This window comes from Niallia sp. FSL W8-0954 (assembly GCF_038005605.1).
GTDB lineage: Bacteria > Bacillota > Bacilli > Bacillales > Cytobacillaceae > Niallia > Niallia circulans_A.
In genome coordinates this window covers 606774-620539 of sequence record NZ_JBBOTN010000001.1, presented here as the reverse complement: position 1 = coordinate 620539, position 13766 = coordinate 606774, and the positions used below count along the sequence as shown (strand labels likewise).

The following is a 13766-nucleotide window of genomic DNA, read 5'->3' as shown; positions in this document are numbered from 1 at the left end:
TTCTACTATTAGTATATAATAGAAAATATTGGAATAACTAAATATTTCATTAAAAAGCCCTGATTTCCAAACGAAATCAGGGTAGTAAATGGTACTCTTGGTCTATTTTAAATAGTTCAGTAAAACATCCCAATCTAAGCTCTTTTTACTGTAGAACACCTCTGCGATACTTAATTCAAATGTATCTGCATATGAAATAAATATTCGACTACCAGTTCTCTTACTTTTCATAGATGTTAGTTCAAGTATTTTATTTACTAAATCAACCAAGTCATTATAGGCAAAAACAAAATATTCCGGCTGTTTTCTAGCATCTACTAATACAACAAATAGATCGTCTCTACTCGTGTGTCGAGTGAAATTTTCATTTAATTCCCATACAACACCGTATGTGTTGTCGTAAAATGAGGTTTTTACTTGAACCATACAAGTTTTCATGCCATTCGGACTTGTAACAATTAAATCGAACAATGGAGTGTTTTGAGGTGGTAAAGCGACAATAGTATTTCTTCTAAAAAGTTCCCCTGCAACAAAATGCTCTCCAGATTTTCCTTTTAAGGACTTCTTTATTTCTGGTGATACGCTAAATTCATCTGGCACATTTATTTCTCCAGCATGTCTAACGACCAGCTTTGATAATAATGTATCAAATCCCTCCCAGTCATTTTCTTGTGGATTATTATTATATAAAAATTCCTCAATTGCCTCAATCGCCTCATTAATACCAGTTAATGTAATTAGTGGAATTGCAATGTGTTTTGATACGTCTCTTATTTCTACGATTTCTTTGAAACCCCTTAGTAATTTTTCTGCTGCTTCGGTAATTTCACTTTTCATTATTTTCTCCTTCTAAATTTAAGTCTATTAATCTCAGAAAACTGTTTACCAAATCATAAATCCACAATTTCAATTTTACTGGTATTACTCAATATTAAATTATTTCATGAGAATTTTAATGATTAGGTGCACAGTCTGCACAAAAGCCATTGCCACCATCATTCTCTACGTTGATTTTTTTCGCACAATCCGGGCACATGCCGTAAGCATTTGGAATATCATCATAGTCATCTTCAAAACAAGAGCGATAATATCTTTCCTCAAAATCACTAGAAATAATTTCAACGGAGTCAAACTCACTTGAATCTTCAAAATCCAGCAGCATATCCACAGTTCTAACAACGCTGATTGTAACTTCCCCCACTACTCCATGCTGGTAGGCAGGTGAAGTGACAACTTCCTTAGTATCTTCATCTCTTCCCCAATAATCATAAGAATAGCTACTCATTTGCACGTTGTATACCAATTCGTATAGAAAATGGTACAGCTATGGGACACCCATTACACTTTTTCGAGTCTAATTTGGCCGTTCATTAGTATTATTTGACTTATTTATTCCTACCAAAATATCTAAGTCAATGGTAATCCTGGAAATTCCACGATTTATAATTTGTTCCATATCGTCCTTGCTCATATTCCAGGAAAGTGGCGACATTTGAGTTAAATTTGTTAAATCTTTTACATTTAGTCCCTTGGTATAACTAATTTCGAAAGTGTCCATAAGATGAAAATGCTGTTTAAAAAGAGATACCGTTTCATCATTTTTATAAGACGTTTTATCTTTCTCATCGAATCGTGCTTCTCGTAGTTCTTTTAAATAATTTGAACGAGGAACAACTTTAATAATGAGACCATTAGGTACTAAGATCCTTTGGAATTCCTTATAATTTGCAGGTGATAGGATATTCAAAATGATATGGCATGATTGATCCTGTAATGGTGAATTTGCTAAATCACCGACAAGCCAAATGGACTTTTTGTAATTGCGTGCCGCCATTCGTATGCCCTCTTTTGAAATATCTAAACCAATTCCTGCAATTGTTTCATTCTTACATTCATCTAAGATCCTTTGTAAATGTGATCCTTCTCCACACCCTGCATCAAAAATTATAATTTCACCCTTTAAAGCATCCATATTTTCAATGATAATTTCTGAAATTTCCTTGTGTAGGAGGGCAAAAAGGTTATTTTCCATAATGACTTTTTGTCGTGCTTTAAATAATTCCTTGGCATAATGGCTATTTGTAGAATGAGTCATCATGTTTACATAGCCTTGTTTCGCAAAATCAAACGTATGATTATTCAGGCAGACTAGGCTCTTTAAATGAGTGACCTTCATTGGACTTTTACAAAGCGGACAACTAAATACATGAACATATTTATTAACTAATTCAGCACTTTTTTCTTTATTAATCATGGTTTCTCTTCCTTTCAAATAAAAAAATCACAAGCATCTGCCTGTGATTTGAGAGTAAAGGGAAAGAGACCCATCCTTATTCTATTAGGGGGAGCTATTAAAAGCCGTCAGCAAATAAAACCTGCCCTTGATCTAAACAACGAAAGGTTAAATTAGACAAAAATAAAGAAAGGCAAATAAGTCGCCTTTCCTTACATTACATATTTTCCACACATAAACAGGCAATAAGGATCCACCCATAAGTTGATTGGGGGAAATAAATTGCTGGATGTGGTGAATAACTATGAAATGAAGATTATTAAAAAAGGACAGACTAATCCCGTTTACTCTGCATACACAAACAGAGCCTTTGAACGTATTCAATTACTGGTTCAAAGTTGGGAATCGTAGTCTCATAAAATGTGTCATTTTTTAATAATCCTCCTTAACGTTTAAAAGTATAGTGATTATTATAGGTTCTCTTTTACAAAAAGTCAAAGATAAATAGTGCTTTTACAATTAGAGACGGTTATTTACCTTCAACTTGATATTTATTTTAGTATCTTTTCCGTTTCCGACACAAGGTCATGCAACATTTTAACCGCTTCACTCGTATGATCTGAATCGGAAGAAATTAATGTAACAATCTGGTCGATGTTTTTCTTATAATTATTGGGTTTCTGATTAAAGCTCTCAATCATTCGGACAGCTTTTTTCTCATTGATACAGTATTCATCATTCAAAGCAAATAATACTTGATTTAAACATGAAATAGTTCGGAAGCAGTGCCCCGTAACATATGTAATATCATCCTTATCCACATTGTCCTTCGCAAACATCAAAGAAAAAGATGCTTCAAACATGAAATAGCCGATTATGGCATCCTTTAATGATTTTGGATAAGGGCTAGTCTTAGCTTTTAAATCTGAAATTTGATTGGTACATTCATACAATATTTTACAAATGGAGATTTCCCCCATATACATAACATTTAGATAGGCATGTGGATGTCCTGTATGATAATGAGTAGAAACCTTGCCCTGTAAACAATCATCAATTACTTGAGATACCCTTTTTATATCCCGAAAAATCAAATCTACATGGTACCCTTGAACGACAATCCAACCACCACCATTTATCCAGGCACCCCACTCACCTAAAGATGTAACTAGATTTTCTCTATGGTCATCATCCAATCTAGTAGCAGCTTCACTAACCCCTCTGACATCAAACCCTGCCGATGTATCATAATATATTCCAATATCTATATCGGAAGTTGGGTGATTCGTACCTCTTGATCTTGATCCTCCTAATACCACTCCAACAATGCCCGGGACATCTTTTAATTCATTGTTAATTTCTTGTAAAATGTTTTCTACGCTCAACAATTTTCAACTCCTATTTTTATCCTATGGTTAATAACATTCACTCAGTTATCATCGAAACAATCGGTTTTTCCCAAATAATCCCCATTGCCCAATTCATTCTACGAAAGGTACAATTAGGCAATAATTTTCCATATATCTCATAGTATTTCTGTTCTGAAAGGTACTTGTCAGATGCTAAATGTTCGAGCCACGACTTTGAAGTGTTATACTTGAATACTCTCACAGCATTTTTCACACCGAATTTGAAACAGTTAGGAAGAAATTCTTGGATTGCTCCTAATATGTAAACGTACGTTGGTGGGGTTTCAACCTTAGACACATTATCAAGAATAACAATTTTCCCACCTTCGTACAGCAATTCTTTCATTTGATTAATTACAATTGATATATCCCTCAAATGATGGAAAGTCGTCCTGCTTACGATATAAGCAAACTTATACCCCAAACTAAGATTTTCTGCATCCATCTTCAAGTATGAAATATTCGAACACTGACGCTTCTTGTTGGCAAACTCAAGCATCCCTTCCGATATATCAATACCAACTACCTCGCTAAAGTAATTGGATAATTCATAGACTAATATTCCCGTCCCACATCCAATATCTAATGCTCTCCCTTTTTCTATTGGCATATTAGCAATAAAAAAGGTATTGTCATTCAGAAGATTAGTTACAAAGTCATACTCTTCAGCCACTTTATCAAACTGTGATCCTGTAATACTCATATGTTCACCCCCTCCTATTCAACAATGGGATAGATTTACCTTACCATTTATTTATTTCATTCAACTCTTCCTGTAAATAGTTCATCGTTATAACTCTTTCTTGTTCCCCTTGTTTATCATATAAAAGTTGTTCCATAAATTCCCATATATCTTCCAATCGTCTCTTTCCCTTATAAAAGGTCATTGCTTCAGGATTAATTGAAAAGTTTTGATGAGTTTTCCGATAGATTCTTAAAAATTCATTAAAGTAGGGTTTATCATCTAAGAACATCAAGTCAGCTTCAGGCGGGGCTAGTTTCAATCCTTCCCAATCAATTAATATTAGCTCTTGTCCCGACTGCATTAAATTCCAATTGTGTAAATCTGTATGACATAAGGCCATTCTTAATTTTGAGTTTTTCAAGTTCTGTGAATGCTCCTCAAGTGTATAAATCAGATCATTTAATTGTAGAATGTAGGAATGGATCAATTCCCATACCTCAGACGGAAAATCATTTCTCCCTTTTTGCAATGTTTGTCTCAACATCGGTAAAAATGGAACCTCAAAATCTTCTATAAAAGCATCAGTCCCAATTGGAATGTTATCACTATATGAATGAAGCTCTGTTATGATCTTTGAAAGCTGATAAACCTGATTCTCTGTTAAATCTCGATCCCCAATCGTTTCCCCCTCAATATATTCATAAAGCAAATAAATCCCATACTCATCTTCACATTTATATTTTCTTTCACTTGTCATCATAGGAACGGAGATTTTCCCTTTTAAATTGCTATTCTTTATAAGCCATACCAAGATTGGAACATATTGATCAATCAGAGCAGTCAACTTCGGTGTGGAAGCTCTGCTTTTTTCATATACCTTCAAAAAATAGCTTTGATTTTTATTTGACACTTTATATGCGAGGGATGCCCAACCACCCTGCTGAGGCGACACAACATTAATCTCTATGTCATAAAAGTCTTTTAATATACTTTTTACTTGATTCATCCTAGCCCCTCCAGTAAAAACTTACAACACGGAAAAAGTATAACACAATTCGAGGTTGCCCTTTAATTATTGTAAAAAGCCATACATATGCGTATTAGAATGGTTGAATATGAATTTCAAATGATTTAGTATCTTATTTAAAGCATTATTTATGAGGTGAGGGTATTGGTGAAAGCAGACAAGTTAGCCTCCTAAAAATCAAAAACACATTTTTAGGAGGCTAATCAAATGAAATTTAATCTAATTGAAAAAGAAAAATGGGATAGATTGCCGTATTTCGAGCATTACTTAAATCAGAAGTGCACATTTAGTATTACAGCAAATATAGATATTACAACGTTATTGGAACAGCTCAGGAACAAAGGGATAAAGCTATATCCATCCTTTATTTACATGGTCACTAGAATAGTAAATTCTCATAAAGAATTTAGAACTTGCTTAAAAGATGATGGTACTCTGGGTTATTGGGAAAGTTTGTTGCCTAGCTATACAATCTTCCATAATGATAACAAATCATTCTCAAGCATATGGACCGAATTCTCTGATGAATTTCCTGTCTTCTATAAAAACTTTCAAGACGATATGAAACAATATTCAGAGGTTAAAGGATTTTTCATAAAAGAAAATGTACCAGAGAATTCCTTTCCTATATCTAGTATTCCATGGGTTAGTTTTACTGGCTTCAACCTAAACGTAAATAATAATCATAACTACTTATTACCAATAATTACTGGCGGAAAATACTGTAATCAGGAAGATAAAATATTATTGCCTATTTCTTTACAGGTACATCATGCGGTTTGTGATGGATTTCATGCTAGTATTTTTATAGAGGAACTACAGCAACTTTCTAATAACTGCCTTGATTGGCTCTCATAAGTATTGATGATGTAGCTTAATAAATTTAGTTAAGGAGTTGCTTTGGTGACTCCTTTTCTTAATTATATTCAAACCCTATCTTTACCTAGTTCTGATTAGCTCACCTATATTTGACCTTTATTACTCATTCAATGACTGATAAATGTTTTGCGTATACTTCGTGATGGCCTCGTCATAATCTGGATACTTATATCCAAGACTTTCTGCCACAGATTTAGAGTATTTTCTAAATAACTCATAACAAGTAAATAAAGACTTCCACATGTTTGAGTAGCTACTCTCAGAATAAGTTGTGAGTAATGTTTCCCAATCATCTTTCGGTAAATACTGTTCAATAAATTTATAGTTTTTCCCCACACTAAAGGTAAACCCTCGCTCTAATCCTATTTGCCAAGACATCATTCTTAACAGATTAGGCCGTACTATCTCGTTCAAATGGTCAATTGTAAATAGAATTTCTTTTCTAGCCAATCCCTTTACTACATATGTAGAAACCCACCAAAATTCATTGCAGCAATCATCAAATTCTCTTGCTGTGGGCTTTTTAATCCAATACTTCCGATCATTTGCGACCACTTTATTTTTGACAAGACCACCCTTATCAAGTAGGACTTCTACTAGCCCATCACTATTAGAAAAGTAATCATCTACTTCGTTTATCGGAATAAGTGTTAAGTCAATTCTATTGCCATCTTCAAATAGCATAAGGTAGGAAAACCAATGCCCTAACTCCGGCGGAAAAAGCTCCATGTCTTCCGGTTTTTGCATTATCAAACGTTTCCCAAAAACATTCAGCCATTCATCATTCTTTTTGAAGGAATCCATATCTGTTACAAAATAAGAAATATCATAATCCTGCAATGAATCACGGGGAATGTTTTTGTTTGCACGTGAACCTTCCAAAGTTACCAAGCGAATTCGATTATCGTTCTTAGCAAAACTAATGAGCAAATTCTTCATTTCTTGTTCACTTCTCATTGTATTAATCCTCCAATTTGTTGAAAAGTAGTTTATGTGCCGTATACGAAGAAATCTCAGAAAATTACTGTTCTCAGATTTCTATTTGTGTACTTTTTATTTAGCAAACTATTACTATTACTTTTCTACTGAAATGATTAAAAACATGGGTCTTCTGTTTTCATCTTTCATCCCTGGATCATTCCTTACCATTTCTTCCGTAGCCATAGGTTCCTTAACCGCTTTTATTTTAAAACCTATATGAATTAAATCATTAATATAAGTAGAAATTGTACGGTGATATTTGATCACATTCTCGGTTAGAAAAGTTGTATTACGTACTTCTTCTGATTGGTAATTATCCACTGGCCAATGAAGGCGATTTCCTTGATCATCATAATACCAATCTTGTTCGTCCCGAGAAGTAAAAATCGGATGTTCCACGGAAAAAATAAAAGAACCTCCAGGTTTTAAATATTGATAAACTTTTTCGCAAATAGTATCAAACGATTTAATATAGTGAAAAGCTAAAGAACTGATCACTACGTCAAATTGTGCGTCCGAAAAATTGATGTCTTCAATTGGCATTTTAATATACGTAATTAAAGGATCATCTGTTTTTTCACGGGCTGTTTCAAGCATTTTTTCGGATATATCTACTCCAATTACCGAACTTGCTTGGTGTTCACGTGCGTATCGACAATGCCAACCGAATCCGCACCCCAAGTCAAGTACACTCTTATTTTTCAACTCTGGAAATAAGGATTTTAAAACCGGCCATTCTCCTGCACCTTCAAGCCCTTTAACTGATCTTGGCATTTTTTCATATTCAGAAAAAAACACAGCATCATCATATTTGTTTTGTTTCATAATTTAAACATCCCCTATAATACTCTTTCCTTAACACATGTCTATTCCTCTATCTCCCAAGCTGGGTTCCAGACTACTTCCCACAAATGCCCATCCGGGTCCTGAAAGTGACCGGAATATCCACCCCAAAAAGTGTTGTGTGCAGGGTCCGTTATTGTTGCACCCGCTTTTTCGGCTTGTTCTAATACCTTATCTACTTCTTCTTTACTATTTACATTGTGACCAATTGTAAATTCAGTAGGACTTGCTGGAGCCTGTGTAACTTTTGCCTCATATGCAATATCTTCTCGTTTCCAAATAGCAAGTTTCAAACCTGATTGTAGTTCAAAAAAGGCTACTGCTCCATGCTCAAATTCTTTACCTACAATACCTTCTGTGGGTAGTCCCAATCCATCACGGTAGAATTCTAATGCTTTTTCCAAATCATCTACACCTAATGTGATTACTGTGATTCTTGGTTTCATAATTAATGACACCTCATCTTCATATTCATTTTTACCATTAAACTTTTGGCAATAACTAATCCGAGTCCTGTCCCCATGTCCCTGCGTCCACTACCCGCTACTTAATGTAATTTCAAATTACATTCCAGCTAAACCTAATTCTTTATTTGCCATCTGAATATATTCATCCATCCCAGATATTAAGGCAAATTCGGCAATTCCAACAGGGTAAGCAGCATTTAATTCAATAATATGTTCCCTCATCTTAGGCCAATGATACCCTCCAGCTTCTTTGTAAGCCTTGATAAGTGTATCAAGACCTTCTTCACCAAATACTCTGTAATGGCCAACGAAATCAGTGGAAATATCAGCTACCTTTGCTTCTGTCCAATCAATTAACCCCGTTACATTTCCTGAACTTTCAACGAGGATATGTCCTGGGTGCAAATCTCCATGAATCAGTCCGGTTTCTTTTGGCCATATTTCTTCATCATTCAACCACGTCTGCCATCTATTCCATAACGGCTCTCCCACACCAAATTTTTCCTTAACCGCATCCATACGATTGTTCATGATTTGTTTTACTTCCTCTGGTGTTTGAACTATAACACCTGCTTCAGATGCTTTCTCCCTTGGAATGCTATGAAGTGTAGCCAATACTTTTCCAAGCGTCTGATAAAAACATTTCGGTATATTATTTTCATCAATTTCAAAAACATATCTTTTAGCTTCAGGATCAATGGTTCCTGCTGGAACTCCATTTAACTTTTTATACGCTATCAGCTCTTCTGTGTAAATTCCCCAATCAGGAGCTTCAAAACTAGCATACTTGTTTATTAAGTCCAGTGCTGTTTTTTCTGCCTTTGTTCTAGGGAATACATCAAACCGCCTCGGAATACGCAGCACCCATTCTTTTCCTTCCTGATCCTTAGCAAATACCACCTGAAAGTCTAATCCAGATTCATTAAAAACAAAAAAGTCCTCTATCAATTGGAGACCATGTTTTTCTGCAATTTCCAATACTTCCTTTTTTGTTTTACTCATTACTCATCACATCCAAATCATATTTTTTGAAATAATAGAGACAATATTAGTTATGAATATTACGTATATATTGAACCTCTCCCTCATCTTTCACAACTATTCCAAGTTCATTTAAGTCCATTCTTAAATGTTTTATTTTTTTCTTATCTCCTTCTCTAATTGCATTCCTACGTTCATATAAGATGGCATAGACATTTTCTCCAACCGTGCGATCTTCAAGCGTCCAGAGTTTATATTGATCGGCATATGAATCCTGTTCACTCCAAGGATAGTGATGATTCAGGAATTTTTCTCGTATGATTCCTTTTTTTATGTCTGTCTTTTCTCTCAATAATTCTTGTCCTTTATTACCTGTAATGATAACTGTTTGATCCTCCATAAAGATTTCTTTTACGTCTGAACTGTTAATTCTATTTTCTTTATCATCTTTATTAATCAAAATTTCTGTATCACTAATACTCACTTTCAAGGCTTCACTATAGACTGTTAATGACAAAAGAACCCCTATAATCGCACCTATAATCATCAAGACAATAGAAGTCCAAAAAGGGTCAAGTGACTCCAAGAGTACAATGACCTTTGAATCATTAAAAAGCGGAATTTTTATGATGAAATCCAATAATCTTGGAAGAAACCAACCAATCGTTCCTAACACAATAGGAAATAAAACAGCAAAGAGCTTTTCCAAGAAACCCATACCAATTGTGGATGTATCTTTCATATTATTTTTTTACTCCTTCATTCTATTTTTTTTAATAGATGATTCTATTTCCTAAATTAGTGCTATATGACTATTTTTAACACCATTTTAATTAATTCATTTTTATATTTCTCAAAACTAAAGGTTTTATTATGTTTAAGCATACTTTCCTCAATTGCTCCTTGAATCAGGACACAGATCATTTCAACATCAAACTGATTAGAAAACTCCTTCTTTTGTTGCCCATCTAATAGAATCTCTTTGAGCAATGTATATATTGGATCTTCGTCTTCTTCCCCATTGTCAGCTCTATAGAATGGAATTCCTTCTTCATTTTCAACATTAAAGACAATCTCAATTAATGCGATATTATATTTAAAGTTAGCCACTTGATAAGCCAAACACGCTTCAATATATGCAGTTAATTGCGAAGTAGGTGTTTCCTCTTGAACCACTTTTCCACTAATAAAATCCAATTTTTTTTCTAACAAGTACAGTAAAGTTTGATTAATTAAATCCATCTTGTCGGAAAAATGATAAGAAATTAAACCTGTGCTCACCTTTGCCTTTTTGGCAATTTTAGTTAAACTCACTTTTGTATAACCAACTTCTTCAAGTGTGTCAATACAAGATTGAATAATCTGCTCTCTTCGTGCTTCCGCAATAAAAGATTCACCCATTTTTAAAAACATCTCCTTTAAATCATATTACTTATCCAAATAAAATATTGATTGTACAATCAAAATATTGATTATACGTTTTATTTTACTTGCATCTTTTATTATTGTCAAATATGCTTCCATAATTAATGGAGCAGGACTTCTGGGTTTTATTTATTAGGAATTTTAAACGAAAAGAAAAGCAGTTTAGATGATTGGATCCTTATTGGACAAAGGATTATATAATTATTGAACAACAGAAACAAAACTGGACCCGCTAATGGAATCTAGCCTGAATTTTGATTGATTTGTGATGAAAACAACTAATTGTTTAAGGATTGAATACATATGGGTTGCCCGCTGCTCCTTCCCGATACCTTTGCCGTTCGGATACCAACTATTTAGCATGGGGAAGTAGAAAGTAGCAACTATATAGTTGTGCTAGTACGCATTACATACAGTGTGATCCATCAAACAAATCTTCCTAAGTAATTTAGGAGGGGGTTTCTTTTTTCTCCGTCCATTTATTTCTTTAGTTAGTATCCCCATTATCAATTACTTTGAACATCAGGTACAAACAATCCCTATCTCCATTTACCTCATTTATGAAAATCCAAGTCCATCTACTATGTCCCCAATCGAATAATTAACCTTCCCACACCCCTCCTTCCTCACATCACCCTCAAGTATAAATGTCAACACAAATATGTACATTTTCGCTCGTTTAAGGATGTACAAAATCACTCGTTTTCTTGCACTAAATGATCCTTTAAACGATAGGAATTTCCCACCATTGTCACAACCTTCGCATGGTGTAAGATGCGATCTAAGATGGCATTTGCCAGCTTAGGCTCCTGAAATACTTCATCCCATGCCTTAAAGTTTACGTTCGTTGTTAAGATCGTACTGCGCTTTTCATATCGCATGTCAATCAGTTGGAAAAATAATTTCGCATCTTCTTGATCAATTGGCAAATAACCAATCTCATCAATGATTAATAGTTTATATTTTGTATAATGTTTTAGACGAGTTTCTAAGCGGTTCTCCAATCGTGCTCGTCTTAAATTCTGAATTAAATCATGGCATTTAATGAAATAGGTACTTGTTCTTTTCTTTGCTGCCGCAATCCCTATGGCGGTGGCCAAGTGTGTTTTGCCAACACCACTTGGTCCTAAGAAAACAATATTCTCGTTCTCTTCAATAAAGCGAAAGGTTAGAAAATCTTGAATCTGTTGCTGATTGACTGAGGTTTGGAAAGTGAAATCAAAATCTTTTATTTCTTTCATATGTGGAAATGCAGCCACCTTTACCATCGACTGCGTCATATTTTGTTCTCGCACATCAATTTCATAGTTGGTTAACTTGATTAACGTATCAATAAATGACAGCTGGTTCTGGACTCCGAAATCAATTACTTCATTTAAATGTAGAGTCATTTGCTTCAGCTTTAGATACTCTAGGTTTCTTAATAATTGTTGATAATTAGTGGATAGATTCATTATTTATACACTTCTCCAATCGTTGCTAGATTTTTCTTTGCCAAATCATCGATTTCCGGATAGTTATAGTAAGGGGCTGAAACAGCCAAACCTGCTTTATAATGTGCTTCCTGATAATTTAGCTTCGCTTTGCTGATTGGATGCTGTGCAATAAGTTTCATGTTATAATAAATCCATAAGTTGTTATCATACACTTGTAAACCTACTTTCTTTCCTTGATATTCTGGTGGTACGGAATACTGGTTTGATTTGTAGGAGATCATGTTGGATGCATTGACTTTTACTTGTGTGTGCTTAATGCGATAGGAATCTCTTACTTTATCAGTTGGTAGCTGGAGTAAGTGGTTCCTTTCTTTTTTATATTCAATCATTGGTATTCTTCCTGTCCCTTGGTGAATCTGGTGATTCACTCTGTTGGCTAACTCTTGTATAAATTGATGCAGTTCCTCTAAAGAGAATTGTCCTTGATAGGCATGAATTTCGTCTAACAATTTCATTGTCGTTTCGACTTTTCCCTTTGTCCTTGGTCTGCCAGCGATACAGGCTTTCACTTTAAAGCCAAAGTCTTTTGCGAATTGCTCAAACTTTGCATTCACTTTACCCGGATAATGTTCCGTTCTTGCTTCATCCATCACTGTTTTCATATTATCCGTAAGGAGTTCCTCAGGAACACCGCCAAACGTTTCAAAAGCTTCTGTTAGAAAGGAAAACAGCGTACTTTGTGACTTGGAAATACTCAAGTGGAATACTCGCAATCTTGAAGTAGATAGAATAAGCGCAGCTACATTGATCTCGACCTGCTCGCCATCTTTTGTTTCATATTGAATATTTTCCTTCCAATCTAATTGAGCTTGTTTACCTGGCGGAGTTTCATAGCGAACCGTCCCCTTCGGAGAAGCAATACGTTTGTCCTCCACAAAGTAAGCATTAAATTCAGGTATTCGAGCGATATAGGCTCGAAAGGTCGAAGCACCACAGTCTAAACCGTGATTATCCTTTAAGTACTGCCAAAGCACCCGCCGATAATAAAACACCTGTTTAGAATCCTCAGATAAAAGAGCAGCGATCACTTCATAATATTCATCAATTTTTGAGGACTTTTTTCTTGTCCTCTTGGGGACAAAACCATTTAGATATTTCTCAACTGTTCGTCGATCTACTCCAAGTTCTTCAGCCAATTTACTCTTATTAATTTTCATTTTCATATGCTCCATTATTTGTTTGAATTTTGGTAAGTCTGAAAGACTATTAATCTCAAAATTAACATCGACATTTAATGATATATACATGACTAGTCACCTCAAGACTAGTATGTAAAATGAAAGCAAATTTGTACATATTTATCCAAGCATTATTGTACATATTTAAAATAGCATTTCTAC

At 34.5% G+C, this 13766-nt stretch carries 15 protein-coding genes; 1 reads left to right on the top strand and 14 read right to left on the bottom strand.

The genetic code is table 11. The features are described 5' to 3' along the window. Window positions 1-102: 102 nt before the first annotated feature. The 6 genes from NX902_RS03095 to NX902_RS03065 all read right to left on the bottom strand — a co-directional run bounded on the left by NX902_RS03095 (window position 103) and on the right by NX902_RS03065 (window position 5333). Window positions 103-837 (bottom strand): hypothetical protein, encoded by a 735-nt coding sequence (locus tag NX902_RS03095; RefSeq protein WP_341160536.1) that lies wholly within the window; start codon window positions 835-837, stop codon window positions 103-105. Between the two features lie 115 nt (window positions 838-952). After that, a complete protein-coding gene (locus NX902_RS03090) occupies window positions 953-1285 on the bottom strand; it encodes a hypothetical protein (RefSeq protein ID WP_163187727.1) in 333 nt (110 codons plus the stop codon). Between the two features lie 69 nt (window positions 1286-1354). Further along, on the bottom strand, window positions 1355-2254 hold the full coding sequence (locus NX902_RS03085) for a putative RNA methyltransferase (protein ID WP_018665427.1): 900 nt from the start codon (window positions 2252-2254) through the stop codon (window positions 1355-1357). A gap of 530 nt (window positions 2255-2784) precedes the next feature. Then, the gene (locus NX902_RS03075; RefSeq protein WP_018665429.1) at window positions 2785-3618 is read right to left on the bottom strand and encodes a nucleotidyltransferase domain-containing protein; all 834 of its coding nucleotides are present in this window, start codon (window positions 3616-3618) and stop codon (window positions 2785-2787) included. 40 nt (window positions 3619-3658) lie between these two features. After that, window positions 3659-4345 (bottom strand): class I SAM-dependent methyltransferase, encoded by a 687-nt coding sequence (locus tag NX902_RS03070; protein WP_018665430.1) that lies wholly within the window; start codon window positions 4343-4345, stop codon window positions 3659-3661. A gap of 40 nt (window positions 4346-4385) precedes the next feature. Continuing rightward, the gene (locus NX902_RS03065) at window positions 4386-5333 is read right to left on the bottom strand and encodes an aminoglycoside phosphotransferase family protein (protein WP_018665431.1); all 948 of its coding nucleotides are present in this window, start codon (window positions 5331-5333) and stop codon (window positions 4386-4388) included. Window positions 5334-5561: 228 nt separating this feature from the next. Between NX902_RS03065 and catA the strand changes: the two genes are divergently transcribed. After that, the gene (gene catA / locus NX902_RS03060; RefSeq protein ID WP_026562332.1) at window positions 5562-6212 is read left to right on the top strand and encodes a type A chloramphenicol O-acetyltransferase; all 651 of its coding nucleotides are present in this window, start codon (window positions 5562-5564) and stop codon (window positions 6210-6212) included. Window positions 6213-6332: 120 nt separating this feature from the next. On the opposite strand, the gene ant(6) is transcribed toward catA, so the two are convergent. From ant(6) to istA, 8 genes are all read right to left on the bottom strand, one after another. Continuing rightward, window positions 6333-7190, bottom strand: a complete 858-nt coding sequence (ant(6), locus tag NX902_RS03055) for an aminoglycoside 6-adenylyltransferase (RefSeq protein WP_026562331.1) — start codon at window positions 7188-7190, stop codon at window positions 6333-6335. Between the two features lie 117 nt (window positions 7191-7307). Further along, window positions 7308-8039, bottom strand: a complete 732-nt coding sequence (locus NX902_RS03050) for a class I SAM-dependent methyltransferase (protein ID WP_026562330.1) — start codon at window positions 8037-8039, stop codon at window positions 7308-7310. A gap of 41 nt (window positions 8040-8080) precedes the next feature. Then, entirely contained in the window at window positions 8081-8503 is a 423-nt protein-coding gene (locus NX902_RS03045) for a VOC family protein (protein WP_026562329.1), read from the bottom strand. Between the two features lie 117 nt (window positions 8504-8620). Further along, window positions 8621-9526, bottom strand: coding sequence for a macrolide 2'-phosphotransferase (locus tag NX902_RS03040; RefSeq protein WP_341160535.1), 906 nt, complete (start codon window positions 9524-9526; stop codon window positions 8621-8623). 46 nt (window positions 9527-9572) lie between these two features. Next, entirely contained in the window at window positions 9573-10247 is a 675-nt protein-coding gene (locus NX902_RS03035) for a YqeB family protein (RefSeq protein WP_026562327.1), read from the bottom strand. Window positions 10248-10309: 62 nt separating this feature from the next. Then, window positions 10310-10906, bottom strand: coding sequence for a TetR/AcrR family transcriptional regulator (locus tag NX902_RS03030; protein ID WP_026562326.1), 597 nt, complete (start codon window positions 10904-10906; stop codon window positions 10310-10312). A 719-nt stretch (window positions 10907-11625) separates the two neighbouring features. After that, complete coding sequence (gene istB / locus NX902_RS03025; protein ID WP_061801337.1) at window positions 11626-12384, bottom strand: IS21-like element helper ATPase IstB; 759 nt, start codon at window positions 12382-12384, stop codon at window positions 11626-11628. Further along, window positions 12384-13673 (bottom strand): IS21 family transposase, encoded by a 1290-nt coding sequence (gene istA / locus NX902_RS03020; RefSeq protein WP_061801336.1) that lies wholly within the window; start codon window positions 13671-13673, stop codon window positions 12384-12386. Before istA ends, istB begins: the two co-directional genes overlap by 1 nt. Window positions 13674-13766 lie beyond the last annotated feature (93 nt).

What these genes read in the sequence shown, in the direction of transcription:
- NX902_RS03095 (WP_341160536.1), bottom strand. Translation starts at nt 837, where the DNA reads ATGAAAAGTGAAATTACCGAAGCAGCAGAAAAATTACTAAGGGGTTTC.
- NX902_RS03090 (WP_163187727.1), bottom strand. Translation starts at nt 1,285, where the DNA reads ATGAGTAGCTATTCTTATGATTATTGGGGAAGAGATGAAGATACTAAG.
- NX902_RS03085 (WP_018665427.1), bottom strand. Translation starts at nt 2,254, where the DNA reads ATGATTAATAAAGAAAAAAGTGCTGAATTAGTTAATAAATATGTTCAT.
- NX902_RS03070 (WP_018665430.1), bottom strand. Translation starts at nt 4,345, where the DNA reads ATGAGTATTACAGGATCACAGTTTGATAAAGTGGCTGAAGAGTATGAC.
- NX902_RS03065 (WP_018665431.1), bottom strand. Translation starts at nt 5,333, where the DNA reads ATGAATCAAGTAAAAAGTATATTAAAAGACTTTTATGACATAGAGATT.
- catA (WP_026562332.1), top strand. Translation starts at nt 5,562, where the DNA reads ATGAAATTTAATCTAATTGAAAAAGAAAAATGGGATAGATTGCCGTAT.
- NX902_RS03050 (WP_026562330.1), bottom strand. Translation starts at nt 8,039, where the DNA reads ATGAAACAAAACAAATATGATGATGCTGTGTTTTTTTCTGAATATGAA.
- NX902_RS03045 (WP_026562329.1), bottom strand. Translation starts at nt 8,503, where the DNA reads ATGAAACCAAGAATCACAGTAATCACATTAGGTGTAGATGATTTGGAA.
- NX902_RS03040 (WP_341160535.1), bottom strand. Translation starts at nt 9,526, where the DNA reads ATGAGTAAAACAAAAAAGGAAGTATTGGAAATTGCAGAAAAACATGGT.
- NX902_RS03035 (WP_026562327.1), bottom strand. Translation starts at nt 10,247, where the DNA reads ATGAAAGATACATCCACAATTGGTATGGGTTTCTTGGAAAAGCTCTTT.
- NX902_RS03030 (WP_026562326.1), bottom strand. Translation starts at nt 10,906, where the DNA reads ATGGGTGAATCTTTTATTGCGGAAGCACGAAGAGAGCAGATTATTCAA.
- istB (WP_061801337.1), bottom strand. Translation starts at nt 12,384, where the DNA reads ATGAATCTATCCACTAATTATCAACAATTATTAAGAAACCTAGAGTAT.
- istA (WP_061801336.1), bottom strand. Translation starts at nt 13,673, where the DNA reads ATGTATATATCATTAAATGTCGATGTTAATTTTGAGATTAATAGTCTT.